The organism is Streptomyces albus subsp. chlorinus (genome assembly GCF_013302895.1).
GTDB classification, from domain to species: Bacteria; Actinomycetota; Actinomycetes; order Streptomycetales; family Streptomycetaceae; genus Streptomyces; species Streptomyces chlorinus.
This window is the reverse complement of sequence record NZ_VJOK01000001.1, coordinates 5691689-5718039: the sequence shown is the minus strand read 5'-3', so window position 1 is coordinate 5718039 and position 26351 is coordinate 5691689. Positions and strand designations below refer to the sequence as shown.

General features: G+C 72.5%; 19 protein-coding genes. 5 read left to right on the top strand and 14 right to left on the bottom strand.

Annotated elements, in window-relative coordinates:
• Nucleotides 1-492: transcriptional regulator NrdR (nrdR, locus tag FM076_RS25025; RefSeq protein ID WP_173873176.1), on the bottom strand; the 492-nt coding region annotated here is incomplete at its 3' end.
• A gap of 813 nt (nt 493-1305) precedes the next feature.
• On the opposite strand from nrdR, the gene lexA reads away from it, so the two are divergent.
• Nucleotides 1306-2037, top strand: coding sequence for a transcriptional repressor LexA (gene lexA / locus FM076_RS25020; RefSeq protein ID WP_428815171.1), 732 nt, complete (start codon nt 1306-1308; stop codon nt 2035-2037).
• A gap of 476 nt (nt 2038-2513) precedes the next feature.
• On the opposite strand, the gene FM076_RS25015 is transcribed toward lexA, so the two are convergent.
• The 4 genes from FM076_RS25015 to FM076_RS25000 form a co-directional block, all read right to left on the bottom strand.
• Complete coding sequence (locus tag FM076_RS25015) at nt 2514-4487, bottom strand: ATP-dependent DNA helicase (protein WP_173873174.1); 1974 nt, start codon at nt 4485-4487, stop codon at nt 2514-2516.
• Between the two features lie 101 nt (nt 4488-4588).
• Entirely contained in the window at nt 4589-6394 is a 1806-nt protein-coding gene (locus tag FM076_RS25010) for an IucA/IucC family siderophore biosynthesis protein (protein ID WP_173873173.1), read from the bottom strand.
• A 415-nt stretch (nt 6395-6809) separates the two neighbouring features.
• Nucleotides 6810-7580 (bottom strand): GNAT family N-acetyltransferase, encoded by a 771-nt coding sequence (locus FM076_RS25005; protein WP_173873172.1) that lies wholly within the window; start codon nt 7578-7580, stop codon nt 6810-6812.
• Nucleotides 7581-7630: 50 nt separating this feature from the next.
• Nucleotides 7631-9964 (bottom strand): IucA/IucC family protein, encoded by a 2334-nt coding sequence (locus FM076_RS25000; RefSeq protein WP_345945208.1) that lies wholly within the window; start codon nt 9962-9964, stop codon nt 7631-7633.
• A 287-nt stretch (nt 9965-10251) separates the two neighbouring features.
• On the opposite strand from FM076_RS25000, the gene FM076_RS24995 reads away from it, so the two are divergent.
• Together FM076_RS24995 and FM076_RS24990 are read left to right on the top strand one after the other, a co-directional pair.
• Entirely contained in the window at nt 10252-11475 is a 1224-nt protein-coding gene (locus tag FM076_RS24995; protein ID WP_173873171.1) for a trypsin-like serine peptidase, read from the top strand.
• Between the two features lie 243 nt (nt 11476-11718).
• Nucleotides 11719-12921, top strand: a complete 1203-nt coding sequence (locus FM076_RS24990) for a trypsin-like serine peptidase (RefSeq protein ID WP_173873170.1) — start codon at nt 11719-11721, stop codon at nt 12919-12921.
• Between the two features lie 167 nt (nt 12922-13088).
• Here the strand turns inward: FM076_RS24990 and hflX are convergent, their stop codons facing one another.
• From hflX to miaA, 6 genes are all read right to left on the bottom strand, one after another.
• Nucleotides 13089-14591, bottom strand: coding sequence for a GTPase HflX (hflX, locus tag FM076_RS24985; protein WP_173873169.1), 1503 nt, complete (start codon nt 14589-14591; stop codon nt 13089-13091).
• A 216-nt stretch (nt 14592-14807) separates the two neighbouring features.
• Nucleotides 14808-16397: a M1 family metallopeptidase gene (locus FM076_RS24980; protein WP_173873168.1), complete on the bottom strand. Its 1590-nt coding sequence runs from the start codon at nt 16395-16397 to the stop codon at nt 14808-14810.
• Between the two features lie 259 nt (nt 16398-16656).
• Complete coding sequence (locus FM076_RS24975) at nt 16657-18984, bottom strand: RelA/SpoT family protein (RefSeq protein WP_173873167.1); 2328 nt, start codon at nt 18982-18984, stop codon at nt 16657-16659.
• Nucleotides 18985-19177: 193 nt separating this feature from the next.
• Nucleotides 19178-20056, bottom strand: a complete 879-nt coding sequence (gene dapF, locus FM076_RS24970; protein WP_173873166.1) for a diaminopimelate epimerase — start codon at nt 20054-20056, stop codon at nt 19178-19180.
• Between the two features lie 55 nt (nt 20057-20111).
• Nucleotides 20112-20627, bottom strand: coding sequence for a hypothetical protein (locus FM076_RS24965; RefSeq protein WP_173874984.1), 516 nt, complete (start codon nt 20625-20627; stop codon nt 20112-20114).
• Between the two features lie 107 nt (nt 20628-20734).
• A complete protein-coding gene (gene miaA, locus FM076_RS24960; protein ID WP_173874983.1) occupies nt 20735-21655 on the bottom strand; it encodes a tRNA (adenosine(37)-N6)-dimethylallyltransferase MiaA in 921 nt (306 codons plus the stop codon).
• 221 nt (nt 21656-21876) lie between these two features.
• Here miaA and FM076_RS24955 point away from each other — a divergent pair, with 221 nt between their 5' ends.
• Together FM076_RS24955 and FM076_RS24950 are read left to right on the top strand one after the other, a co-directional pair.
• Nucleotides 21877-22305, top strand: coding sequence for a hypothetical protein (locus FM076_RS24955; protein ID WP_173873165.1), 429 nt, complete (start codon nt 21877-21879; stop codon nt 22303-22305).
• Nucleotides 22306-22348: 43 nt separating this feature from the next.
• Nucleotides 22349-22648: an antitoxin gene (locus FM076_RS24950; RefSeq protein WP_173873164.1), complete on the top strand. Its 300-nt coding sequence runs from the start codon at nt 22349-22351 to the stop codon at nt 22646-22648.
• A 374-nt stretch (nt 22649-23022) separates the two neighbouring features.
• On the opposite strand, the gene FM076_RS24945 is transcribed toward FM076_RS24950, so the two are convergent.
• From FM076_RS24945 to FM076_RS24935, 3 genes are all read right to left on the bottom strand, one after another.
• Nucleotides 23023-23730 (bottom strand): class III extradiol dioxygenase subunit B-like domain-containing protein, encoded by a 708-nt coding sequence (locus tag FM076_RS24945; RefSeq protein ID WP_173873163.1) that lies wholly within the window; start codon nt 23728-23730, stop codon nt 23023-23025.
• A gap of 239 nt (nt 23731-23969) precedes the next feature.
• The gene (gene miaB, locus FM076_RS24940) at nt 23970-25511 is read right to left on the bottom strand and encodes a tRNA (N6-isopentenyl adenosine(37)-C2)-methylthiotransferase MiaB (protein ID WP_173873162.1); all 1542 of its coding nucleotides are present in this window, start codon (nt 25509-25511) and stop codon (nt 23970-23972) included.
• 118 nt (nt 25512-25629) lie between these two features.
• Nucleotides 25630-26322, bottom strand: coding sequence for an ATP-binding protein (locus FM076_RS24935; RefSeq protein WP_243274629.1), 693 nt, complete (start codon nt 26320-26322; stop codon nt 25630-25632).
• Nucleotides 26323-26351 lie beyond the last annotated feature (29 nt).

Sequence of the window (26351 nt, the reverse complement as noted above, 5' to 3'; positions counted from 1 at the left end):
CTCGGCAGACCGGCCGCCCTCGCCCGGCTCGGAGGCCGCGGCAGGCGGGTGCGCCTCGCGCAGTTCGGCTATGGCCGCCTCGAAGTCCTCCAGCGATTCGAACGCCTTGTAGACGGAGGCGAACCGGAGGTAGGCGACCAGGTCCAGGTCCTGGAGCGGGCCGAGTATGGCCAGTCCGACGTCATGGGTGGACAGCTCCGCGCTGCCGGTGGCCCGCACGGCCTCCTCCACCCGCTGCCCCAGCTGTGCGAGGGCGTCCTCGGTGACCGGGCGGCCCTGGCACGCCTTGCGGACGCCCGCGATCACCTTGTCCCTGCTGAAGGGTTCGGTGACGCCACTCCGCTTGATTACCGTGAGTGACGCATTTTCCACCGTGGTGAAGCGGCGGGAGCAGTGCGGACACTGGCGCCGCCGCCGGATGGCCGCGCCGTCGTCGGCCGTACGGCTGTCGACCACACGGCTGTCGGGGTGCCGGCAGAAGGGGCAGCGCATCGTTTTCACCCTCCCAGGGCTCGGACAGCCCTCACCGTGCATGACAGATCACGCCTCGGCACCCCCGTCACAGGAGCCCCTCGACGAGCCACCAGCATAGGCGAAGCTCCCCGGCATGAGCACCCGGGTCACCACAACTTCTGGTGGCGTGCGCTCATCAAAGCACTAGATCTGGTAGCCGCTGGTCAAGACAGCCGCCACGCGTGTCGGACCTGGTGCGACGCACGAGCCTACGCGAGGCGGGGCGGCGGAACGCCTTCGGGGCGCGCCTGCGAGACTGTCCGGGACATCCGCCGCGCGTGGTCCTGTCGTGACGGCCGGGCGGACGCATTCCGACCGCGCGCCAACCGTGACCGGACAGCGGCCCGGCGGCGAGGGCCGGCACCCTCTCCGCACGCTGACTACGGACAGCAACGGGCCGCCACGGACGCGGGCCGAGCCTCGGGCCGTGGACGCGGACGCGGAGCGCGGGTGTCGGACACGTCAGTGAACGTTGCGGGACATGTCGAACGCGGCGAGCACTGCCGGCACAACGAAAGACAGAATCGAAGCGTACGGATTCCGAAGAGCGCAGGATTCCGGAAGTGTCTGCGAAAACCGGCGGTACGAACGAAGCGAGACCTATACACCCATGGGGCCCAAGGAGTCCGGAGAACTGCGTTTTTTCACTCGAACGTGTGTTTGGCGCAACCTTTCGAAACCCACTACCGTTGTCCGGCTAGGGAGAACTTCTCGAGAGGGGCCGACGTGACCACGACCGCAGACAGCGCCACCATCACCTCCCAGAACCGCACAGCTCAGCCCATGGACGAAATGCAGCCGGTGAAAGACGCCGTGAACGCAGAGACCCAGGAAAGCCACCAGGCCAAGCGCTCACTTCCAGGCCGCCCCCCGGGTATCCGAGCCGACAGTTCTGGTCTCACCGACCGGCAGCGGCGGGTGATCGAGGTGATCAGGGACTCCGTCCAGCGGCGCGGATATCCGCCGTCCATGCGGGAAATCGGCCAGGCGGTCGGGCTGTCGAGCACCTCTTCGGTGGCACATCAGCTCATGGCGCTGGAACGCAAGGGGTTCCTGCGGCGCGACCCGCACCGGCCCCGCGCCTACGAGGTGCGCGGCTCCGACACGCCGAGCACCGCGCAGGCGGCGACGGACACCACCGGCAAGCCCTCGGCCTCCTACGTTCCGCTGGTCGGCCGCATCGCCGCGGGCGGACCCATCCTCGCCGAGGAGTCGGTCGAGGACGTGTTCCCCCTGCCGCGCCAGCTCGTCGGCGACGGCGAGCTGTTCGTCCTGAAGGTCATCGGCGACTCGATGATCGAGGCCGCGATCTGCGACGGCGACTGGGTCACGGTCCGCCGCCAGCCCGTGGCCGAGAACGGCGACATCGTCGCGGCGATGCTCGACGGGGAGGCGACCGTCAAACGCTTCAAGCGCGAGGACGGGCACGTGTGGCTGCTGCCGCACAACTCCTCGTACCAGCCGATCCCCGGCGACGACGCGACCATTCTCGGCAAGGTCGTGGCCGTACTGCGCCGGGTCTGAGATCTCCCGCCTCTCGTCTCCACAGCACACACACGACAGCACAGCGGCCCCGCCGGGGCCGCGGGCTACGGGCCGCTGGTTTCCTCCGCACTGGAGCCAGCGGCCCGCCGTCGTTTACCTACCACTCGCTGTCCTTCGCGTGCAGCGGGGAGGGCCGGGGGCCGAACGCGCCGCGAACGGCACGCTGTCCTTCGCGCGCACCGCGGAGGGCAGCGTCCTTCGCGCGAACCGCGGAGGGCCGGGGTCGAGCGGCCCGCGAACGGCGGCCGGGAACAGCCCCGCGAACCGTGCGGCCGGGAATCCGCACGCGGGCACGCGGCCACGCGGCCACGCGGGGGCGAGAAGCGCCGCACTGGACGAGAAGCGCGGCGCGGAGGCGCAGAGCGCCGCACGGGGCGACAGCGCCGGCACGGGGCGACAGCGCAGCGCCGAGGCACCAGTGCGGCGGTGGAGGCAGCAGCGCGGCGCGAGGCGGCTCATCCGCTTTTGGCGGCCTCGTCGATGGCCGCCAGGGAGCGGCGCACCTGGTCGCGGTCCGTCGTGTACCAGAAGTCGGGCATGGAGGTGCGCAGGAATCCCCCGTAGCGGGCGCGCTCCAGGCGCGGGTCGAGCACCGCGACCACACCGCGGTCCCCCGTCGCGCGGACGAGCCGGCCGGCGCCCTGCGCCATCAGCAGCGCGGCGTGGGTGGCGGCCACCGCCATGAAGCCGTTGCCGCCCGCCTCTTCGACGGCCTTCTGCCGGGCGCTCATCAACGGATCGTCCGGGCGTGGGAAAGGCACCCGGTCCATGACCACCAACTGGCAGTTCGGGCCCGGCACATCGACGCCCTGCCACAGCGAGAGCGTGCCGAACAGACAGGTCTCGGCGTCCTCGGCGAACCGCCGGATCAGCTCTCCGAGCGTCTCCTCGCCCTGCAGCAGGATCGGCAGCCCCAGTCGGCCGCGCAGCTCCTCGGCGGCCGTCCGTGCCGCCCGCATGGAGGAGAAGAGCCCCAGTGTGCGCCCGCCCGCCGCCTCCACCAGTTCCGCCAGCTCATCCAGCATGTCGCCGCGCTGGGCGTCACGGCCGGGTGGCGACAGGTGCTTGGCGACGTAGAGGATGCCCTGCTTGCGGTAGTCGAACGGGGAGCCGACGTCGAGCCCCTTCCAGGGGGGCGTCTCCGCGTCCTCCTCGTCCCCGATGCCCTCCGGGGCCAGGCCGAGGGAGGCGCCCACCCCGTTGAAGTCCCCGCCCAGCTTGAGCGTGGCGGAGGTGAGGATCACGGAGCGGTCCGTGAACAGCTTTTCGCGCAGCAGGCCGGAGACGGACAGCGGCGCCACCCGGAGGGAGGCCCCGTAGCGCTCGTGACGCTCGTACCAGACGACGTCGAACTCGGAGCCCGTCAGAATGCGCTCGGCCACGTCGTGCACGTTCTCCAGCGAGGCCTTCGCCTGCTTGCGGACCGCGTCCTCGTCCTGGACGGACTTGTCCCGGGTGTTGCCCAGCGCGCTGAGGCAGGTGCGCCCGGCGTCGCGCAGCGCCATCAGCGCGTACTGGAGGTCCTCCGGCACCGTCTCCAGGCGTCCGGGCAGTGCCAGCTCCATGAGCCGCTCGAAGGTCTCGGAGGCGGTCTGGAGCTGGTCGGCCGCCTTCTCGTCCACCAGTTTGGCGACGCGGCGCACCGCCCGGTTGACGCCGCCCGGGGTGAGTTCGCCGGTGGCCACCCCGGTGACGCGGGAGACCAGCTCGTGCGCCTCGTCGACGATCAGCACCTCGTGGCTGGGGAGGACCGGGGCGCCTTCGATGGCGTCGATGGCCAGCAGGGCGTGGTTGGTGACGATCACGTCCGCGAGCTTGGCGCGTTCGCGGGCCGCCTCCGCGAAGCATTCGGCTCCGTAGGCGCATTTGGTGGCCCCCAGGCACTCGCGTGAGGTCACGGAGACCTGGGACCAGGCCCGGTCGGAGACGCCCGGCTTGAGGTCGTCGCGGTCGCCCGTCTCCGTCTCGTCCGACCAGTCGCGCAGGCGCAGCAGGTCCTTGCCGAGCTTCGAGGTGGGGGCCGCGCTCTCGAACGGGTCGAACAGCCCCTCCTCCTCTTCCTGCGGCACACCCTCGTGGAGGCGGTGCAGGCACAGGTAGTTCGACCGGCCCTTGAGCATGGCGAACTCGGGGCGGCGGCGCAGCAGCGGATGCAGCGCTTCCACCGTGCGCGGCAGATCCCGCTCCACCAGTTGGCGCTGGAGCGCGAGCGTCGCCGTGGCGACCACGACGCGTTCCCCGTGCGCCAGCGCGGGGACCAGGTAGCCGAGCGACTTCCCGGTGCCGGTGCCCGCCTGCACGAGGAGGTGGCGGCCGGTGTCGACCGCCTCGGCGACGGCCTCCGCCATGGCGGCCTGACCTGGGCGTTCAGTCCCCTTGACGGCGTCGACGGCGGCCTTGAGGAGTTCGGTGACGGCGGGCTTGCTCATAGACCCGACACCTTACGCGGCGCCACTGACATTCCGCTCGGCACCGATCCGCTTCGGCCTTTCCCGGCCCCCTCCCCCCACCCCCCGCACACACCGGTGCCTCAGTGCAGCGGGTTGCGGATCGTCCCGTACACCGCGGCGTGCGGGCGCTCGGAGCGGTCGCGGTAACCGTCCGTGTGCAGCCTGTTGCGGTTGAGGCAGAGGCGTTCGATGCGCGGGGTCAGCAGGTCGAAGGTTTCGAAGCGGGTCTTCAGTTCGGGGAACCGCTCCTGGTAGCGGTCGATCTCTGCCCGCACGAGTGACCAGAAAACGTCCTCCCTCACACCGAGCTGTGCCTCGCACAGCGGGGCCAGGTAGCGGAAGACGCCGACGAAGAGCGCGGAGTGGATGAACTGCGGGAGGAATGCGGGCGGTTCGCTCAGCAGCACGCCGCGCACGTCGTCGGGCATGGAGTCGAGTTCCGGCACGGGTTCGGCGCTGACGTTCACGTCGTCCACGAAGTCCTTTATCGCCAGCCGGACCGGAACGTCCCGCTCGTCGAAGACGACGATGGCGTTCTCCCCGTGCGGCGAGAAGACGGTGCCGTAGCGGTAGAGGAAGTGCAGCAACGGCGGCAGGAGCGCGGCGAACAGGTGCTGGAGCCACACCTTCGGCTCCAGACCGGAGCAGGCGACGAGTTCGGCGGTGAGGGCACGGCCGTCCGCGTCGGTGTGGATCAAGGAGGCGAGCGTACGGGCGCGTTCGCCGGGGTCGAGGCTCGGGGTCAGGGGTTCTCGCCAGATGCAGCCGAGCAGTTCGCGGTACTGGTACGGCACTCCCGCCAGTCGCTCGTATACGGGGTGGGGGACGGCCACGGAGGCGACCTCGCCCAGGAGGACGACCCGGCACTCGTCCGACAGGAACGGATCCTGGTCGCGCAGCCCCTGCACCCAGGCGGTGACGGAGGGGGCGGCTGCCGTGCGTTCCGTCGGCAGGCCGCGCCACACCAGTGTGTTGAGGATGGCGAGCGGCAGCTTGACGGTGTGCCGTTCCGGTCTGCTGGTGTTGAGGAAGGTGCGGATCGACTGCTGGGGCAGCCGCAGGTCACCGTCCGTGGGCAGCGGCACGATCCGCTGGGCGGCCACCTCCCCGGCGAAGAGGGGCACAACGGTTTCGTCCCACTGCCAGGGATGCACCGGCATGAAGAGGTAGTCCTGCGGCGGCAGGCCCCGGGACCGCAGTGCCTGCCGGAAGGCGGCGAGCGTCCCGGGGCTCAGCTCGCGGGCGTACAGCCGTTCCGCTCCAGCCAGTCGGGGCACCCCGTGGTAGGTCCCCAGGCTGTCGTGCACGGCGATCCACGGGAGGGGCCGTGCGGTGCGGCCCTCGGGCGCCCAGCCCGTCGCGTCGGCGGCGGAGAACCCGAGACGGCCCTTGTTGGCGACCAGCCAGGGGTGGCCGGTCATATGGCCTTCCAGTTCGGCGTAGCCGAGATCGGCGAGGTCGGCGGCCGGCAGTTCGGAGGCCAGGAGCCGGGCGTCCGCGGTGAGGGTGGCCGTCAGCTCCCGCAGGTAGTGGCTGGTCGTCTCCCCGCTCAGCCCGAGCGGCTCCTGGGCGCGGGCGACGAAGTCCAGCGGGTCGAGGTCCGCCGGCCGCAGGGACTCGGGGTCGACATTCCAGTGGCCGTAGGCGCCCCGGTGGGCCCGGAAGCGCAGGGTCACCTCGTCGTCCACCCGCAGCTCGTAGGCGTCGGGCGTGCCGTCGGCGGCGGGGAGGGGCTGGAGGATCTCCTCGTAGGAGAACTCGGCGAGCATCTTGGCGAGCAGCCGCCGGGCCGCACGGCGCCAGTGACCGGGCCCGGTCTCCAGGCCGGCGGGGGCGGCTAGCGGGGCTACATCGGAGGACGCGGGGACGGAGGATGTTCGGGACACGGGAATCGCTCCTTGCGGACAGCGGATGGAGAAGTGGGAGACGACGGGAGGGAGGGGGAGGGAGGTACGGGACGGGACGGAAATCGGCACCGGGACGGGGAGGGGAGGGGAGGGGAGGGGACGGGTGGAGCAGGACCGGGACGGTGTCCGCAACGGGACGGGACGCAATGGGACGGGACGGGAACGGGAGACCGGAACGTCAGCGGACGGAAGCGGAACGGGCACGGGTCAGGGGCGGCGGCGGACGGCGGCAGGCGGAGGCGACGGCCGGAGGAGCAGCCGCGGGGTGCGGAACGCTGCCGTCCGGTGCGGTCCTCCTCAGTGGTCCCGTCCCCGGCCGTCCCCGGCCCCCGCTCCCGGAACGGGGCGGGTGACCGCCCGGTCCGCGCCGGAACCGGCGGACCACGACCGCCGCTCAGAGCACGTGACGCAGCGCGCGATCGCGGACCATCAGGGCCGCACGCTTGGCGGGAAGCTCGATCTCTGCACCGAACCGGAAGCCCGCGCCGAGAAAGGCCGCGACGGACGGAACGTTGCGCACGTCCGGCTCGGCGAGCACCCGCCCGCACCGGGGGCGCCCGTCCAGGACGAGATCCGCGACCGTGCGCAGCAGCAGCGTTCCGAGGCCCCTGCCCCGCTCTGCGCCTCCCCCGATGAGCACGTGCACACCGGTGTCGTGGGTTTGGACAGGGCAGTGGCGGGCCAGGGGATCGAGGTCGGCGCGGTACAGCTCCCAGTAGCTCACGGGGGTGCCGTCCAGGACACCCAGGCAGGGGACGCTGCGCCCGTCGCCCTCCACCTGCGGCCGCAGGTGCCTCTCGGTGACGTGTTCGGGGCCCGCCAGTTCCCAGAAGGCCGCCACCGCGGGGTCGTTCATCCAGGAGGAGATCAGCGTCAGATCCCGTCCGACCTGGACGGGCACGAGCTGGAACCGTCCCGCCGCCGTGGGGACGGCCGGCCAGCCGGCGGGGTCGTCGAGCAGGCTGTCCGCCGCGCGGGCAGGGGGTCCTCCGCGCGGGCTGCCGAGCCGGGCCGCCTCCGCCCCGCGGATGCCAGGGGGCCCGACGGCTGTGAGGGGGTCGTCGCTGCTGGGAACGGAGCCGGGCTCCGCCGTACCCGCGGTGTCGGTGGCGGAGCCACCTGGAGTGCTCGCGGGTGGTGCGGAGCCCGGCTGGAGGTGCGGCATGAGGACGTCTCCTCTCCTGCGAGGGCCGGCGGGGGGCCGGGGTCAGGGGGTCACGGGATGATCGGGTTGTCGAGGGTGATGTACACGGACTGGGTGTCCACCGGTCCCACCAGCTCGTCCAGGCCGTGCAGCCGGGTGAGCAGGTTGGCCTTGCAGCGCAGCGTCGGGGACTCCAGCAGGAGCGCGGGCAGCGGCGAGGCCGGCCTGTCCCGCGCGGCGTCGGCGAGGAAGCGCCGGAACGCCGCCAGCAGCACCCGTTCATCGGCCAGCCGCTGGGAGCCGAAGGCCCCGATGAGGCCGAGGACGTTGTTGATGCCCAGGTAATAGGCGAAGCGCTCGTCGGTCACCCCGTCGGCGACGAAGGTGTCACTGGCCACGCCGAGAGCCGTGCCCGGCAGACGGCGGCTGAGTGCTTCACGGTGGGAGGCGCGGAAGTAGTACCCCTGGTTGTCCCGGTAGCGCCCGCCCTGCGGCCACCCGTGCGCGTCCAGCAGGACGAGCGTGTTCTGCTGGTGGGCCTCCAGGGCGATACCCGCGTGCGCGTCCAGCCAGAGGATGGGCCGTACGACGGCGTCGAGGTACCGCAGGAACCACTCGGCGGCCACCGCGGTCAGGGGCCTCCTGGTGCGCTGGGCGAGCGCGGTCACCAGGGAGGCGAGTCGGGAGCGCAGCACGCCCGCGGAGCCGTTCGGGACGGGCACGGGCGCGGTCAGCCCCGCGAGGCAGACGGCGTCCTCGCCGGCCCCGAAGGGGTTGTGCCGGATGACGGTGTCGAAGCCGGGCACCCGTCCCTCCCCGGGCACGTCGACGCCGAGCCATGCGGGGTCCCGCACGATGTCGAAGCACGGGTGGGCGGCACGCCAGGCCGCGCCCAGCTCACCGCGGAGCAGCCGGTGCACCTCCAGGCCGCGCAGCAGTTCCTTGCGGAGATTCTCCCGGCGGGAGTTGGTGATACGCAGGCCGAGCGAGAGCTTGAGCATGGCGCTGCTGTCCGGACGGAAGACGGTACGCACGGACGACGTCGGGTGCCAGCACTCCCCGGTCTGGCCGAGGTCGTGCAGGAGCCCGGCTTCCAGCAGCCCGCGGACGGCGGGGCTGTGCCGCAGCTCGCCCGCCTGCCAGGGGTGGAGGGGCAGCGGAACGCAGTCGTCCGGGAGCCGGCCGACCAGGGCCCGGCCGCTGAGGCGCACGGCGAGTTCGGGGGCGGAGACGGGCTTGCCGCGGTCGGTCCAGGCGGAGTCCCCCGCCAGTACGGTGCGGTGGACGGCCATCCAGTGCAGCGGGAAGCCGGCGCGTACCTCGGGCGAGTAGAGGTTCTCCTCGGTTTCGGTGAGACCCTCTCGGCTCTTCGGGGTGGGATGGAGGGGGTGGCCGAAGAGCAGTGCCTGTTCGCCGTCGAGGAAGGGGCACGTACCGGGCGGTGGCTCGGGATGCTCACGCCGGTCCGCGAGGAAGCGGGCGGTGCGCCGCACGGAGTCGGCGACCCGGCCCACCAGGTCGGCGCTGTCCTGGGCGCGGGCGGTCTCCCGGGCGACGGCTCCGGGAGCGACGCGTCCGGGAGCGACGGCTCCGGGAGCAATGGATCCGGAAGCAACCGCTCCCGAAACGGGGGCTCCAGCAGCATCCGCTTCTGAGAGGGCGGCCCCGGAAGCAGCCGCCCCGGAAGGAGCCACCCCGGAATCAGTAACTCCGGCAGCAGCCGCTCCCGCAGCAGCGCGGAGGCCGCCGTCGCCACCGCCCTCGCCGGCCTCCGGGGCGCCCCGGTCACCGGGACGACCGCCGGTCTCCCTCCCGTCCCGCTCGTCAGGACGGCCGGGGGCCTCCGTACCGCTCCGTCCCTCAGGGCTGTCCGCGCCCCCGGGCTCCGTGACGTCTCCTGCCCCGTGTGCGGCCTCGCGTCCGATGAGTGCGGCGAGTGCGACGGCCTCCAGCGGGGCGGCATTGGGGGGCGCGCCCTTGAGGTACGGGGGGTCGAAGCGGTGCCAGCCGACGACCGACCAGTGCCGTACCGGCACCAGGAGCGCGGTGCCGCTGGCGGGCAGCGGGACACGCAGCGTTCCGTCCGGCGGACAGGCCAGGCCCGTCTCACGCACCCAGCAGCGCAGCAGGTTCTCCGACGCCGCCGCGTCGGCCGCCTTGCCGGAGTCCGGGTGGTGCAGGGGGTCGTACGGAGCGGTACGTGCGCGGGGGGCGGCGACCACGCGGGCGGGTCCGCCCGTGTGCCCCGTTCTTCCGCTGTCCGGGGGCCCGTCCGGGAGGTCCTCGTGGCGCCCGGTACGACGCTCCTGCGGGGGCACCATCGGCTCGGTCGGCCCGATCAGTCGGCGGGCCGGCCTGGTGCGGACCGGGTCCATCGAGCCGTCGGCTCCGGAGCGCGCGTTCACTGGGGTCTCCTTAACTGGTGTCGACTGGGCGCGCCGGGCAGCGAGCCACTGTCCCCCGTAAGCACCAACGAGACGAAGCGCTGGGGAACACGGGCCCGTTGAAGTTCGCTCCCCGCCGGGGGCGCGGGGAGAAGCAGTGCGGGGGCGCACTGTGACGGCGGTGCGCCGGGGAACCGCGGACCCTGCTGTGCCCGTCCCGAACACCACCGGGCATAGTGGGGGCGCCCCGCCCGGCGAGGTGCATGACAAGTCAACAGGCACGATCCACTTCAGGGGGAGTTTCAGCCATGCCATCGATAGCCAGGCCCGCGCGGCGCCGTCCGGCGCTGGCCGCGGCAGCGGTCGCCGCCGTGCTGGCGGTCACCGCGACGGCCTGCGGTCCGGAGGAGAACAAGGCGGACGCCAAGCCCAGCCCGGCCGCGTCCGAGAAGCAGCCCAGCCGGGACCTGAAGAAGGATCTGGGACTTCCGGACGATCTCCCCAAGGACCTGCCGACTTCCCTGGAAGACCTGGACAAGTGGAAGAACGGTGCCTGGAAGAACTGGGACCGGGACAAGTGGCTGAAGGAGGCGCAGGACTTCTTCAACCCGATCATCGATGACCTGTGGGACCCGGACCGCATGAAGGACGCGGACGGGAACGACCGCAAGATCGACGACTCGGACATCGACGACAGCGAGAGCGGCGGCCGGGACGGCACCGGCGAGGACGAGGGCGTCACCGACCCGACGCCGAAGCCCGTCAAGGCCGCTGCCGTCAGGACGCCGTACACCCAGGACAAGCTGCCCGTCGGCAAGGTGTTCATGGACACCCCCAAGGGCGCCATGGTCTGCTCCGGCGCGGTCGTCAAGGACCCGCGGCACCCGGGCAAGTCCAACCTCGTCGCCACGGCCGGGCACTGTGTGCACGGCGGCGCGGGCAAGGGCTGGTACCGCAACGTGGTCTTCGTGCCGGACTACAACCCCCGGGGCATGTCCAACCAGCGGCTGGCGAACGCCTCCAAGACACAGGTCGCACCCAAGGGCATCTGGTGGGCCAAGCGCGCCCGTACGACGAACCACTGGATCCGCAACGGCGCCGAGCGGGGCGGCAAGGGCGCGCAGCAGGACTTCGCGCTGCTGAGCGTCCAGCCCGAGGACAAGACGGACAGCACCTCGCTGGAGGAGAAGGCGGGCGGCGCGGTGCGGGTCGCCTTCAACACGCCGCGGGTCAAGTCACTCAGGAGCCTGACCGCCGTCGGCTACCCCGCGGCCCCGCCGTTCGACGGAGCCCGGATGTACCGCTGCCCCGCCAAGCCGGGCCGTCTCACGATCGACCCGCAGCAGCCGACGATGTACCGCATCGGCTGCACCATGACGGCCGGCTCGTCCGGTGGCCCCTGGCTCGACGCCTCGGGCACGCGCCTGCTCTCGGTCACCTCCATCGGCCCGATCACGGCCGACTGGCTGGCGGGCGCCCGCCTGGGCAAGGAGGCCAAGGCCGTCTTCGACGCGATCAGCAAGGAGAGCTGACAGCCGGTCCGGAAGGCCGACGGCCGTCCGGACCGGCCCCGGCCCGGGGGTGGGGGTGCGTGCGGTAGACCGTGTGCACGCCCGTCCCCCCGCCCGGTGGTTCGCCCCGCCGGGCCCCGCACGCTCACCACACGGACGCCACGCGGACGTCGCATGCTCACCGCACGGACGCCGCGCGCACGTCGCACGAATGCCACGCGGGCGCGCGGGCTTTCTCGTACAACCTTCAGGGGGACTCGGAACATGTCACGCATACGCAGAGCAGGGCGTGGGCGGCCGGTCATGGCCGCCGCCGCGCTCGTCGCGGCGCTGGCCATGACGGCCACGGCCTGCGACTCGGGCGACGGCGACTCCGGCAAGAAGACGGACGCCAAGCCGGCCGCCTCCGACACGCCGCGGGACTCCGGCGGCAAGGAGGGGATCGGTATCCCGGACAAGCTCCCGAAGGACCTTCCCACCTCGTTGCAGGACCTGGACGAGTGGCGCGGCGGAGGCTGGAAGAACTGGGACAAGGACCAGTGGGTGCGTGACGCCGAGGACTTCGTCAACCCCTACCTCAAGGGCCACTGGGACCTGGGCCGGATGAAGAAGGCCGAGGACAACGAGAAGAAGGTCCCCGAGAACATCGAGAGCACCTCCGGTGCGGCGAACACCGCCGAACCGCGTCCGGTGCGGGCGCGGGCCGTCAAGACCCCGTACACCCGCAACGCCGCCCCGGCGGGCAAGGTCTTCATGGACACCCCGGAGGGCCCGATGGTCTGCTCCGGCACGGTGGTCAAGGACCCGCGCCATCCGGGCAGGTCCAATCTGGTGGCCACGGCCGGGCACTGTGTCCACTCGGGGCGCAGCGGCGGCTGGCTGCGCAACATCACCTTCATCCCGGCCTTCAACGACCGCGGCCTGGACATGCCCTCGGTCAACAACGCCCCGCCGCAGGAGGTCGCCCCGTACGGCGAGTGGTGGGTGAAGTGGGCGCAGACCACGAACTACTGGATCCAGAAGGGCGCCAAGTCCGGGGGCGGCGGCTCCCAGCAGGACTTCGCCGTGCTGAGCGTCCAGCCGGTGAACAAGAGCGGCAAGTCGCTGGAGGAGACCGTCGGCAACGCCGTCAAGGTCAACTTCCACGCCCCCTCGTCGTCCCGTATCCGCGGGGTCAGCAACTACGGCTACCCGGCGGCACCGCCGTTCGACGGCGCGAAGATGTACGCGTGCACCGACAGGCCGGGGGCGCTGACGATCGACCCGGCGCAGCCCGCGCTCTACCGCGTCGGCTGCACCATGACGGGTGGCTCCTCGGGCGGTGCCTGGCTGATCAAGGGCGCGGGCGGCAAGCCGGAGCTGATCTCCGTCAACTCCATCGGCCCGCACCCGGCCACCTGGCTCGCCGGGCCGCGCCTGGGCCGCACGGCGAAGGCCGTCTTCGACGCCGCCGGCCGGAAGGGCTGACCGGCACCGCGTCAGCGGACCGCCCACGTCAGCGGACCGACCGCGTCAGCGGGCCAACCACCTCAGCGCGCGGCACAGCGGTGCCCGGAGCGTGAAGTGCCCCCTCCCGGCGACGGGGAGGGGGCACTTTCTGTCGGTCGGGTCCTGCCGGCCGGGCCGGAGGACGGTTACGCCCGGGCGGCGGCCACCGGCTGGAACGCGCGCAGTTCGGCGGCGAGTTCCTCGTGCACCCGCGCCTTGAGCAGGGTGCCGTGCTCGGTGTGCTCCTCGGAGAGCACCTCGCCCTGGCTGTGCACCCGGGAGACCAGCTTGCCCTCGGTGTAGGGCAGCAGCACCTCCAGCTCGACGGAGGGGCGCGGCAGCTCGTTGTCGATCAGCTCCCGCAGCTCGTCGACGCCCTGCCCGGTGCGGGCGGAGACGACCAGCGCGTGCTTCTCGGCGTGCAGCAGCCGCTGGAGGACCACCGGGTCGGCGGCATCCGCCTTGTTGACCACCACGATCTCGGGCACATCGGCCGCGCCGACATCGCGGATGACCTCGCGCACGGCCGCCAGCTGCTCCTCGGGGGCCGGGTGCGAGCCATCCACCACGTGCAGGATCAGATCGGCGTCACCGACCTCCTCCATGGTGGAGCGGAATGCCTCCACGAGGTGGTGCGGAAGGTGCCGGACGAAGCCGACCGTGTCGGCCAGCGTGTAGGCCCTGCCGCTGGGCGTCTCGGCCCGGCGCACCGTCGGGTCCAGGGTGGCGAACAGCGCGTTCTCCACCAGCACGCCCGCGCCGGTGAGCCGGTTGAGGAGCGAGGACTTGCCCGCGTTGGTGTACCCGGCGATGGCGACCGACGGCACCTTGTTGCGCCGGCGGTCCTGCCGCTTGATCTCGCGGCCGGTCTTCATCTCCGCGATCTCGCGGCGCATCTTCGCCATCTTCTCGCGGATACGGCGCCGGTCCGTCTCGATCTTGGTCTCACCGGGGCCTCGGGTGGCCATGCCGCCGCCGGCCGAACCGGAACCACCGCCACCCATCTGCCGGGAGAGCGACTGGCCCCAGCCGCGCAGCCTGGGAAGCATGTACTGCATCTGCGCCAGCGAGACCTGCGCCTTGCCCTCCCGGGACTTGGCGTGCTGCGCGAAGATGTCCAGGATCAGCGCCGTGCGGTCCACGACCTTCACCTTGACGACGTCTTCGAGGTGGATGAGCTGGCCCGGGGTGAGTTCACCGTCGCAGACCACGGTGTCGGCGCCCGTCTCCAGGACGATGTCCCGCAGCTCGTCCGCCTTGCCGGAGCCGATGTAGGTGGCCGCGTCGGGCTTGTCACGGCGCTGGATGACGCCGTCGAGCACGTGGGCGCCCGCCGTCTCGGCGAGTGCCGCCAGCTCGGCCAGGGAGTTCTCGGCGTCCTGCGCCGTCCCGGAGGTCCAGACGCCGACCAGTACCACCCGCTCCAGACGCAGCTGCCGGTACTCGACCTCTGTGATGTCCTCCAGCTCGGTGGAGAGACCGGCCACTCGCCTCAGCGCGGCCCGCTCGGAGCGGTCGAGCTGTTCACCGTCACGGTCCTCGTCGAGCGGGTGACTCAGAGCGACGTCCTCTTCCATCAGGGCGTCGGCTCGGCGGTTCGTCCTGGCGATGCGCTGGCCGTTCTGTGGAAGGGAAGAGGAGAAGGTCAAGTGGATCCTTAAGTCGAGGGACGTTTCCGTACCCGCAACAACGCTCCGGCTCCGGGGAAGATTCCCGGACGGGCCCCGTCTCACGCGGATGGCGTCGGCCGCCGCGCCGTGCGGTCACCAGATGGTCGCACGGGGCAGCGGCGGCGTCACCCGTATTTGCGGTCTGTCACCGCCGGCAGGGCGCCGGGGGGAGCGAGGACGGGGCCATGGGCCGGCTCAGCCCTTGCCCGCGGCCTCCGCCGGGCGCGAGCCGGCCGCACCTGTGCCGGCCGGGCCCGCACCTGTGCCTGCCGGGCCCGCGCCGGTGGTGGGCCGGGTCTTGCCGGGCTTCTTCTGCTTCCAGTCCGGGTGCCCCGGCATGGGCGGGGTGGTCTTCCCGTAGAGCCATGGCTTCAAGAACGCGCTCTGGTCCTTTCCGGAGACCTCGCCGGCCAGGGCGATGAAGTCGGCAGTGGTGGCGTTCGCGTCCCGGTAGCGGTGCGTCCACACGCGTTCGAGCCGGGCGAAGGCGTCCTTCCCGATCCGCTCCCGCAGCGCGTACAGCACGACGGCCGACCCGTTGTAGACGATGGGGCTGAAGAGCTGGATCTTGCCCTCCGTCCTGGCGGGCAGCAGTGCGGCGGGCGGGCCGTAGCGCTTGCGCCAGTCGTCCGACTGCTCGTACGAGGCACGTGCGCGCTCCTCCACCGAGAAGCCGCCCCGTTCGGCCGCGTATCCCCACTCGTACCAGGTGGCGTGCCCCTCGTTCAGCCACAGGTCACTCCAGCGGTGCGGGGTGACGCTGTTGCCGAACCACTGGTGCGCCAGTTCGTGCACCATGAGCGATTCCTTGTACCACGAGGGGTAGTCGGGGCTGACGAAGACGTCGTTCTCGAAGAGCGACAGCGTCTGGGTCTCCAGCTCGAAACCGGTCTGCGCCTCGGCGGACAGAATGCCGTAGTTCTCGAACGGGTAGCGCCCAGCGTGCCGCTCAAGCCAGCTGATCTGCCGGGGGGTGCGGTCCAGCCACGGCTGCAGCTTCTCGCGCTGCTTCACCGGTACGACATGGCGCAGCGGCAGCCCGTGCGGCCCTGCCGAGCGCACCACGGTGGAGCGTCCGATGGAGACCTGCGCCAGTTCGGTGGCCATGGGGTGCGCCATCCGGTACGTCCACACGGTGTCCTCACCGCGCCCGCCCGCGCGAGTCTTCCCCATGGGGAGCCCGCCCGCGACGACGGTGAGGGTGCGCGGGGCACGCACGTGGAAGGTGAACATCGCCTTGTCGGCCGGGTGGTCGTTGGAGGGGAAGACACGGTGGGCGGCGTCCGCCTGGTTCGCCATGGCCAGACCGTCCTTGGTGCGCACCCAGCCGCCGTTCTCCGTCGTGGGGTCGCTGGTGTGGCGCACCTCGACGTGCAGCCGGTCCCCCCGCCTCAGCGGCGTCCGGGGAGTGATCACGAGGTCCTCCCCCGCGCGTGCGTGCTGGGCGGGACGGCCGTCCACCTCGACGGAGCGGACGTCTCCGGCCGCGAAGTCGAGGTTGAAGTGGTCCATGGTCGAAGCGGTGACCCGCGCGTCGATGCTGGTGCGCGCGGTGAGCGGCTTGCTGTTGTCACCGCCGTAGTCGAAGGCGATGTCATAGGCGCGGACGTCGTAGCCGGGGTTGCCGAGGTGCGGGAAGAGGGGGTCTCCGATCCCGGCCGCGCGGGGCGCGGGAAGGGCCGCTCCGACGAGGGCGAGAGCGGCGGCGCCGACGGTGCCGGCGACGGCACCGCGGCGACGGCGGGAGCGTGCGCGGACGCGGGAGGTGAGGGCTGTACTGGCCATGCGACATCGCTACCAGCGCCCGGCACCGGTACTGATCCTCCCCGGGCGCGTCCACCCGAAAGGGGACGCGGGCGCGTCCGGGAGAAGGGCCGCGGCCGGGGTTCGCGGGACGGGCGGGCTCACGGGAGGACCGCGATCGAAGGGGAGGCAGCGGCCGAAGGGGAGGCAGCGGCCGTGAGAAGGCGGCTGTCGCTCGGTGGAGAGGCGGTGCTCACCGCTCGGAGACTGTACTCACCGTTGGAGGCGGTGCGACGCGGCGTCAGTTCGCGGCGGCCCGGCTGGCGGAGCGGGTCACGTCGTAGACACCGGGGACCTCGAGCATCGCGCGCATGAGGGCGGGAAGGCCCGCGGCGTCGGGGAGTTGGAGGGTGTAGGTGTGCCGCACGCGCTGCTCCCTCGGGGGTTCGACATCGGCGGCGACGACGGCGGCACCGTGGGCCGCGATGGTCTCGGTGAGATCCGCGAGCAGATGCGGCCTGCCGAACGCCTCGGCCCGCAGGGTCACCCTGCACCCGGCGTCACCCTGCTCCCAGCGCACCGGAAGCGTCAGACGCCCGTCCCGGGCCATCCGCGCCACCGACTGGCAGCTCTCCCGGTGTACGGTGACGGCGCCGCCGCGTACGGGAAACCCGGTGACCGCGTCGGTGGGCACGGGCGTGCAGCAGCGGGCCAGCCGTACGGGCGTACCGGGACGGCCCGGCACGACGGGCACGTTCTCCGGATACCGGTCCGGCCCCTGGGGCTGCGCGGGTGCCCTCTTCTGACGGACCCCGCCGAAGGCGTGCCGTGCGGAGCCCCCCGTCCGCTCGCCGCCGGCCCCCCCGTGCCCAGGGGCGTGTCCGGCGCTCCGGGTGCGGGATTCGGGGGTGGAGCGCGGGCCGGGGGCAGGGTCCCGCAGGGCGTCCGCACACCGGTCGGCGACGGTGCCGCGGCCCTCGGCCGCGGTCCGGCCGGCGCCCGTCTCCTGTCCGGCCGCCGTGCCCTCCGCGGCGCCCGCCTCCGGGCGGTGGGCCGCGAGCCATTCCCGGATGGCCAGCCGGGCGGAGGGGGTCCTGACGTGGTCCAGCCACTCCGGGGACGGCCCCGAGGGGCTGCCGTGGCTCGGTTCCAGGAAGAGCTGGAGCGCGTCACCGTCCCGCAGGACCGTGGTGAGCGCCACGAGACGCCCGTTGACGCGCGCGCCGATGCAGCGGTGCCCCGCCTCTCCCAGCTGGGCGTAGGCGGCGTCCACACACGTCGCACCGGCCGGCAGCGGGACGGCTCCGCCGCCGGAGCCCTCGGCGCCGGGGACGGCGCAGTAGACGGTGATCTCCAGGTCCTGCGCCAGCTCGTCCCGCAGCTCCTGCCAGAAGGTGTTCGGGTCGGGCGCGTGGCTCTGCCACTCCAGCAGCCGGGAGAGCCACCCTGGGCGGGTCGGGTCGGTGCGCTCCCCCGTGGCGTCGCCGACGGTGGCTCCCGTGGCCTGTCCGGCGGTGTCGTGGGCCGCGTCCGCGGTGGCCGCCGCGTGTGGGTCACCGAGCGCGATGACACCGGTCTCGGCCACGCGGTGCATCCGGTGGGTGCGCACCAGCACCTCGGCGACCCGGCCCTCGGTGTCGGCGATCGCCGTGTGCAGCGACTGGTAGAGGTTGAATTTGGGGACGGCGATGAAGTCCTTGAACTGCGACACCAGCGGAGCGAAACAGGTGTGCAGTTCGCCCAATACGGCGTAGCAGTCCGCGTCCTCCTCCACGAGCACCAGCAGGCGGGCGAAGTCGCAGTCGCCCAGCTGGCCGCGTTTGAGCCGCAGACGGTGCACGGAGACCGTGTGCCGGGGGCGGATGAGCACCTGAGCGGTGATCCCGGCGTCCCGCAGGGTGCGGCGCACCTGGCCGGCGAAGGCCGTCAGCGGGTCGGGGCGCGCGTTGTGCTCGCGGATCAGCTCCCGGGTGCCGGCGTGCTCCTCGGGATGCAGGACGGCGAAGACCAGGTCCTCCAGCTCGCTCTTGAGCGCCTGGATGCCGAGCCGTTCGGCGAGCGGGATGAGCACGTCCCGGGTGACCTTGGCGATACGGACCTGCTTCTCCCGCCGCATCACCCCGAGGGTGCGCATGTTGTGCAGCCGGTCGGCCAGCTTGATCGCCATGACCCGCACGTCGTTGCCGGTGGCCAGCAGCATCTTGCGGAACGTCTCGGGCTCGGCGGCCGCACCGTAGTCGACCTTCTCCAGCTTGGTGACGCCGTCGACCAGGTAGCAGACCTGCTCCCCGAACTCCTCGCGCACCTGATCGAGCGTCACCGCGGTGTCCTCGACGGTGTCGTGCAGCAGGGAGGCGGTCAGGGTCGTGGTCTCCGCGCCGAGCTGTGCCAGCAGCAGGGTGACCGCGAGGGGGTGGGTGATGTAGGGCTCACCGCTCTTGCGGGTCTGCCCCCGGTGCGAGGACTCGGCCAGTACGTACGCCCTCCGCAGCGGCCGCAGGTCCGCACCGGGGTGGTGGGCCCGGTGCACCTTGGCGACGTGCTCGATGGCGTCCGGCAGGGAGTCGCGTGACGTCGTGCCCAGCAGTGCCACTCTGCTGAGCTTCCGCAGACCGCGCACCGCGCTCATGGGCTCCTCCCGCTCCTGCCGCACCCCCGGGCCGGGGCTGTGATGCTACCGACCCCATCACGTGCCGCTGACCGGCTTCGGCCGAGGGTGAGGCGGATCACTCCATCGTGCGACTCCAGGCCCGCGAGGCCATGCAGGGGCCGGCCAGGTCCGCCCGGTAGCCCGGCGGCGCGCGCCGGAGGGGCCGCGGCGGTCAGGGGAGCAACGCGGGGTCGATGCGGCCCTCTGCGACGAGCACGGCCGGTCCGGTCATCTCGATCTCCCCGTCGGCCCGCTCGGTGATCTCCAGCCGTCCGCCGGGCACGTCCACGGTGTACGTCACCGGAACGCCGTCCCGGCGCGGGTCGTGCCCGTCCCTGCGCGCGGCGGCGACCATCACGGCGCAGGCACCGGTGCCGCAGGAACGCGTCTCCCCCGCGCCCCGCTCGTGCACCCGCAGGGCGACATGGCGCGGCCCCCTGGTGACGACGAACTCGACGTTGACACCGTCCGGGTAGGCGCTCGCGGGGTGCACCTCCGGTGCGTCCAGCAGCCGTCCGGCATCGTCCAGGTCCGCGACGAAGGCGACCGCGTGCGGGTTGCCCATGCCGACCTTGCGGGCCGGCCAGGTGTGTCCGGCGGCGCTGACGGTGATCTCCGTGCCGCCGTCCGGGGCGGCCAGTTCGGCAGTGCCCATGGCGATGGTGACGTCCCCGCCGTTCTTGGCGATATGGGCCCGGCGCACCCCCGCACGGGTCGCGAGGGCCAGGTCGCCGGGCTGGGCCAGTCCGGCGTGCTCCAGGTAGCGCGCGAAGACCCGGGCGCCGTTGCCGCACATCTCGGCGACGGAACCGTCGCTGTTGCGGTAGTCCATGAACCACTCCGCCTCGGCGGCCATGGGACGCGCCTCGGGGTGCGCGGCCGTGCGCACGACGCGGAGCACGCCGTCGCCGCCGATGCCCGCTCTGCGGTCGCACAGCCGGGCCACGGCCTCGGGCGGCAGATCGAGCACGCCGTCCGGGTCGGGGATGATCACGAAGTCGTTCTCGGTGCCGTGGCCCTTGAGGAACGGCACACCTGCTGCGCTGGTCACCCTGCCGATCGTACGGGAGAGCGGCGCGGGGCGCGGCGGGGGGCGATCGCGCTGGTCAGCGCAGCCGGGCGACCCGCCAGACAGCCAGCACGACGAGCGTTCCCACCACGAGCGCGTAGCAGAGGACCACCCGCCAGTCGGGCCGTCTGTCCGAGCCGCGGGCCGGGAGCCCCGGCCAGGTGTGCCCCACGCGGCGGGCCGCCATCACGCCCCAGCCCGCCGCGCAGCCGCACAGCAGCAGGCCGAGCATGGAGACCACGGCACCGGAACTGCCGCCGGGCTCGAAGGCGAGCGGGAAGGCGAACATCAGGGAGCCGAGCGCCCCGAGCACCACGATGGGGGCCAGCTGCCACAGGCGGAGCTTGCGCTGGGGGCGCAGTTCGTGCGGCTCGACCGGGGGGCCGGGCGGCTGGCCGTCCACACCGACGACGCCGTCCACACCGACGACGCCGTCCGCACCGACCAGGCCGTCCGGCGGGTCCCCGGCGGTCTCCGCGTCCCCGGCGGCGGGGCCGAGGGCGGCGGGTTCGCCGTCCGCGGGAGAGGAGTCGTCGCGAGGGCCGGCTTCCATTGCCACGCGCCCTCCCAACTCCGGCTTTACGGCTTCCAACGATGGAGATGATGGCATGCCGGGGGTAACGGGACGGTTGCACAGGGCTTCCCGATGCCATCACGTGATCAGGCTGTAACCGCCCTTGTGAGCAACGTCAGGGCGGCATCCGGCAGTTCCCCCCTGTCCGCGGCAGCTCCACTGAGCCAGTTCACCCGTGGATCGCGGCGAAACCAGGAATCCTGGCGGCGTGCGAAGCGCTTGGTGGCGCGGATCGTCGCCTCGCGCGCCTCCTCGAGGGTGCACTCCCCCGCGAGCGCCGCGAGAACCTGCTGGTAGCCCAGGGCCCGGGAGGCCGTGCGCCCCTCGCGCAGCCCCCGCTTCTCCAGCTCGCGGACCTCGTCGACGAGGCCCGCCTCCCACATCAGGTCCACACGGCGGGCGATCCTCTCGTCCAGCTCCGGCCTGGCGACGTCCACGCCTATCTGGACGGTGTCGTAGACGGCTTCGTGTCCCGGCAGGTTCGCCGTGAAAGGCCTGCCCGTGATCTCGATGACCTCCAGGGCACGGACGATGCGGCGCCCGTTGCTGGGCAGGATGGCGCGGGCCGCCTCCGGGTCGGCCGCGGCCAGGCGCTGGTGCAGCACGCCCGGACCGTGCTCGGCCAGCTCCTCCTCCAGGGCGGCGCGCACCTCGGGATCGGTGCCGGGGAACTCCATGGCGTCCAGCGCGCCGCGCACGTACAGCCCCGAGCCCCCGACCAGGACGGGCACCCGCCCCAGACCGCGCAGCCGGTCGATCTCGGCGCGGGCGAGCCGCTGGTACTCCGCGACGCTGGCGGCGACCGTGACGTCCCAGATGTCGAGGAGGTGGTGCGGCACCCCCTGCCGTTCCTCGACGGTCAGCTTGGCCGTCCCGATGTCCATGCCCCGGTAGAGCTGCATGGAATCGGCGTTGACGACCTCGCCCCCCAATTCGCGGGCGAGGTGGACGCCGAGGTCGGACTTGCCCGCCGCGGTGGGTCCGACGACGGCGACGACCGGGGGCAGGTCCGGCGAGGGGGACTGGGGGACGACGTGGGCGTTCACGCGTCAAGTCTCGCAAACCGGCCTGCCGGTTCCCGAACGAGCGACGTGACGGACCGTCCCGGGGGTCGTTGCCCGTTGCGAGGTTCCGACAGCCGGTTTCCGCACCGGTGCCCCGGGGCGGCGCAATGGGACGCTCCGCAAGGCGCGGGATTTCGCCCACACGAGTATGGTCTGGAGTAGATATGGGCGTATTTGCGAGACTTCTCCGTCGTTCGTCCGGCAAGTCAACACAGGACGGCCCCGACGCCACCCCCGCGGAGGAGACCGGGACGGCTGCGGACCCGGCGGCGAACCCGGCTGCGGCGGCGCGGGCCGACGCCGGGCGGGACGAGGGCACACAGGAAGCCGGCCCCGACGCGGGCGTGCGGGCGGCGGATGGCGACACCTCGCGGGAGAACCGGGAGAACACGCCCGGGGACGGGGACGCAGACGCGGCGTCGGCGGGTACCGGCCCCCGGGAGGCCGGGCACGCCGGAGGGGAGTCCGGTGAAGTCCCGCCGGCGGCTAGTGTCGAAAGCGGCGAGGCGGCCGAGGCGGCCGTGGGCATCCCCAAGCAGCAGTCCGCCGACAAGGCCGCCGACAGCGAGACCGGCGACAACGCTCGCAAGTAGCCGTGCGGCCCGCGTCGCACGGCACAGCAGGAAGGTGACCGCGATGGGCTTCATGGACAAGGTCAAGGGCATGCTCGGCCAGCACGGCGACAAGGTCCAGCAGGGGCTGGACAAGGCCGCCAAGGTCGCCGACTCCAAGACCAAGGGCAAATACAGCAGCCAGATCGACGCCGGTACCCGTAAGGCCAAGGAGGCGGCCCAGCGGCTGGCCGGCGAGGGGCGCGGTCCCGGCGGGCACGGCGGCTCCGGCCACGGCCCCACGGACGGCCCCGCCGGTGGTCCCACCGGCGGGAGCAGCGGCGGTTCCGGTCCGACGGGCGGCGGGAGCGGCACCGGCTCCTGACCGGCCTGCCGGGGCTTGCCGCCGCTTCCCGTGACGGCCGCTTCCCGTGACGGCCGCTTGCCGAGTCGCCCGGAGACGGGCCGGAGGTCCGAGGGTGATGGCCCAGCCCCGGGCCGCAGGGTCCCACGGTCGGACCCGAGGGCGCAGGCGGCCTGGTGACGGCCTCCCGGTCGAGCCAGGGAGGCCGGGCCCCCGAGGCGGCTCACGGCCGCTGAGCGAGCGCCTCGCGGCCTTGTGGGCACCGTTCCCGGACGAGTGGTCCGGTCTTGTCGACGGTGTACCCGGCGGGACGGCGACGGGGGCGTGCGCTGCGTCGTGCAGCGCACGCCCCCGTCGCCGTCTGCGCACGGCTGTCGCCTGTGCGCACGGCGCCGTCACGACCAGCTGGCCACCATGTAGCCCACGCCGTAAGGGGCGTCGTCGTACAGCAGGCGTCCGGCCAGACCCGCGCCCTGCGCTGCGCCCGCGAGGGTCTGCCAGGAGGAGCGGCCGGCGGCCTTGAGGTCGTAGGCCAGTTCCTCGTCCAGCGCCAGCAGCGCGGTGGTGTCGGCGCTGCCCAGGGCCCGCGCGGCTGCGGCGTCGAAGGCGGCGGCACGGTCGTCGAAGTAGCCGGGGGCCTTGAGGGTGCGGCAGTTGCTGCCGTCCCCCATCACCAGCAGTGCGACCCGGTCGGCGCCCGTCGCCAGCTCGCGGCCCGTCTCCACGCAGCGGTCCCGGGCGAGCGGTTCCCCGATGCCGAGGCCCTCGACGGGGCAGCAGGTCCAGTCCGTGCGCTCCAGCAGCCAGGCGCCCACCGCCAGGGACGGCGGAAGCTCACGGCGGGCGGGCTCGCCCTTGCCGAGGCTCACCTCCAGCGGGACGCCGAACCCGGCGAACGAACCACGCGCGCCCTGCGGGTGCGGGCCGCGCCCCGCCACTTCCGCGGGACCGATCACATACAGCTGGTCGGGACGGGCGGCGGCCAGGACGCCGACGGCGTCGTAACAGGCGGCGCGCGCCGCGTCCATCTCGGCGGCGGCACCACCGGCGACCTCGGGCACGAGAAGCGGGGGGCAGGGGCATACGGCTGCGGCGACAAGCATGGCGCGCAGCTTAAGTGCCGTACGGACCACTTCCCACCCTGCCCGCGCCGTGACTCACCCGCGCGTGCGAGATCCGCGAGAACAGGTGACAGAAGGGACCGGAGGCCATCTTCCGTGTCCGGTCCGGGGGGTCGTCCGGAAGCGGGGTGGTGGTCCGGCCGCGAAGCCGCGCGCCCGGACCGGTACACCGCTGTGGCGGCCCGGCGGGGTCGTGGTTTCCGTCCTGGCCGTCCGGTGGTTCAGTCGAGTGCGCAGCCGCCGGTCGCCGCGGGCAGCGGCTCGGGGACACCGACCGTGGGCAGGCCGAGCAGCACGCCCGTGCCTTGCTGCGACGTCGCGCCGTCGGCCCGGCCGGTGGTGCGGCGCTCCCAGGCGTCTCCCGCGCGGGTGCGGCGCACGGCCTTGGAGGGGCCCTCGGCGAGCAGGTGGTGGGGGGCGGCGTAGGTGATCTCGACGGTCACCATGTCGCCGGGGCGGACCGGCTCCTGGGGGCGGGTGAAGTGCACCAGGCGGTTGTCGGGCGCCCGGCCGGAGAGCCGCCGGGTGGCGTCGTCCTTGCGGCCCTCGCCCTCGGCGACCATCAGTTCCAGCGTGCGGCCGACCTGCTTCTTGTTCTCCTCCCAGGAGATCTCCTCCTGGAGGGCCACCAGCCGCTCGTAGCGTTCCTGGACGACCTCCTTGGGAACCTGCCCGTCCATCTCGGCGGCGGGGGTTCCGGGCCGCTTGCTGTACTGGAAGGTGAACGCCTGGGCGAACCGGGCCTCGCGCACGACGTGCAGCGTCTCGGCGAAGTCCTCCTCGGTCTCACCGGGGAAACCGACGATGATGTCGGTGGAGATCGCCGCTTCGGGGATGGCGGCGCGGACCTTCTCGATGATGCCGAGGAAGCGCTCCTGACGGTAGGAGCGGCGCATCGCCTTCAGCACACGGGATGAACCGGACTGGAGCGGCATGTGCAGCTGCGGCATCACGTTGGGCGTCTCGGCCATGGCGGCGATGACGTCGTCGGTGAAGTCGCGGGGGTGCGGGGAGGTGAAGCGGACGCGTTCCAGCCCCTCGACGCGGCCGCAGGCGCGCAGCAGCTTGCTGAACGCCTCGCGGTCGCCGATGTCGGAGCCGTAGGCGTTGACGTTCTGGCCGAGCAGGGTGATCTCGGTGACGCCCTCGTCGACCAGGGCCTCGATCTCGGCGAGGATGTCGCCGGGCCGGCGGTCCTTCTCCTTGCCGCGCAGCTGCGGCACGATGCAGAACGTGCAGGTGTTGTTGCAGCCGACCGAGATGGACACCCAGGCCGCGTAGGCGCTCTCGCGACGGGTGGGCAGTGTGGAGGGGAACGCCTCCAGGGACTCGGCGATCTCGACCTGTGCCTCGCTGCGCAGCCGGGCGCGCTCCAGCAGCACGGGGAGCTTGCCGACGTTGTGGGTGCCGAAGACGACGTCCACCCAGGGCGCCTTCTTGACGATGGTGTCGCGGTCCTTCTGCGCCAGGCAGCCGCCGACCGCGATCTGCATCCCCGGCCGCGCGGCCTTCTTGGGCGCGAGCTGGCCGAGGTTGCCGTAGAGGCGGTTGTCCGCGTTCTCGCGGACGGCACAGGTGTTGAAGACGACGACGTCGGCGGCGTCGGCCCCCTGCGGCGCGCGGACGTAGCCCGCGTCCTCCAGCAGGCCCGCCATCCGCTCGGAGTCATGGACGTTCATCTGGCACCCGAAAGTGCGCACCTCGTACGTCCCCTTGACGCCCTCGACGACGTCCACTGCCTGACTCCGGTCGCTACTGCTCATGCGACAAGGGTAGGCGTTTTCACGGGTGTGCTCCGCCGCGCCCGTGGTGCACCCCTGGGAACCACGCATCAGCTGTGACGCAGCTCACTGTGCGGTAGGCGAACCGGCGGGCGGCCGGTCACTGTTCGGGAAGCCGGTGGGGGAGGCGCAGGGTCGCCCAGACGGCGTTGCCGACGGTGAGCGGAGAGGGCCGCACGCCCCAGTCGGCGGCGAGTGCCGCAACGATGCACAGGCCGCGTCCGCTCTCGTCGGCCGCCTCGCTGTCCTTCATGTGCGGCGCCTCGTCACCCTCCGAGGGGTCGTGCACCTCGATGCGCAGCAGCGCCGCGGTGGAGGCGCCGTGGGGTGCCAGGGCCGCCCGGCAGACGAGTTCCGCGTCGGGCAGACAGCGGGTGTGCACCACGGCGTTGGTGGTCAGTTCGGAGAGCAGGAGCACGGCGTCGTCCGCCGTCCCGGCGGGCACCGGCGGATCGTTTCTCTCAGCCAGCCATCGGGAGAACGCGGCCCGGGCACGGGCGATGTTCCGCTCCCGCGCGGGGATACGGAGCTGCCAGCCGGTATCCCCGGTGTGTCCGGTGTGTCCGGGTGGGGCGGCGGGTTCACCGGCGCCGCCGGGGGACGCGGTCGTGGAGGCTGCTGCGTGATCCCTGCGAGCGGGGGCGGCGTACACGTGGGGGCGCCTTCCGTCGGGCTGGTCCCGGCGCGCGTGCGAGCCGGGACACGTGGTCTGCCCGTCACTATGGCCCCTGCCGTTCCACTCAGCAAGCGACAGTGTGAAATTTGCAGTTCGTGAACCGCCTGTAGGACACATGCACCGTTTCGATGCGAGGACGTGACCCC

What these genes read in the sequence shown, in the direction of transcription:
- miaB (WP_173873162.1), bottom strand. Translation starts at nt 25,511, where the DNA reads ATGAGCAGTAGCGACCGGAGTCAGGCAGTGGACGTCGTCGAGGGCGTC.
- FM076_RS24955 (WP_173873165.1), top strand. Translation starts at nt 21,877, where the DNA reads ATGGGCGTATTTGCGAGACTTCTCCGTCGTTCGTCCGGCAAGTCAACA.
- FM076_RS24990 (WP_173873170.1), top strand. Translation starts at nt 11,719, where the DNA reads ATGTCACGCATACGCAGAGCAGGGCGTGGGCGGCCGGTCATGGCCGCC.
- FM076_RS24980 (WP_173873168.1), bottom strand. Translation starts at nt 16,397, where the DNA reads ATGGCCAGTACAGCCCTCACCTCCCGCGTCCGCGCACGCTCCCGCCGT.
- FM076_RS24995 (WP_173873171.1), top strand. Translation starts at nt 10,252, where the DNA reads ATGCCATCGATAGCCAGGCCCGCGCGGCGCCGTCCGGCGCTGGCCGCG.
- FM076_RS24945 (WP_173873163.1), bottom strand. Translation starts at nt 23,730, where the DNA reads ATGCTTGTCGCCGCAGCCGTATGCCCCTGCCCCCCGCTTCTCGTGCCC.
- FM076_RS24975 (WP_173873167.1), bottom strand. Translation starts at nt 18,984, where the DNA reads ATGAGCGCGGTGCGCGGTCTGCGGAAGCTCAGCAGAGTGGCACTGCTG.
- FM076_RS24935 (WP_243274629.1), bottom strand. Translation starts at nt 26,322, where the DNA reads ATGTGTCCTACAGGCGGTTCACGAACTGCAAATTTCACACTGTCGCTT.
- FM076_RS24950 (WP_173873164.1), top strand. Translation starts at nt 22,349, where the DNA reads ATGGGCTTCATGGACAAGGTCAAGGGCATGCTCGGCCAGCACGGCGAC.
- FM076_RS24965 (WP_173874984.1), bottom strand. Translation starts at nt 20,627, where the DNA reads ATGGAAGCCGGCCCTCGCGACGACTCCTCTCCCGCGGACGGCGAACCC.
- FM076_RS25015 (WP_173873174.1), bottom strand. Translation starts at nt 4,487, where the DNA reads ATGAGCAAGCCCGCCGTCACCGAACTCCTCAAGGCCGCCGTCGACGCC.
- FM076_RS25005 (WP_173873172.1), bottom strand. Translation starts at nt 7,580, where the DNA reads ATGCCGCACCTCCAGCCGGGCTCCGCACCACCCGCGAGCACTCCAGGT.
- lexA (WP_428815171.1), top strand. Translation starts at nt 1,306, where the DNA reads ATGCAGCCGGTGAAAGACGCCGTGAACGCAGAGACCCAGGAAAGCCAC.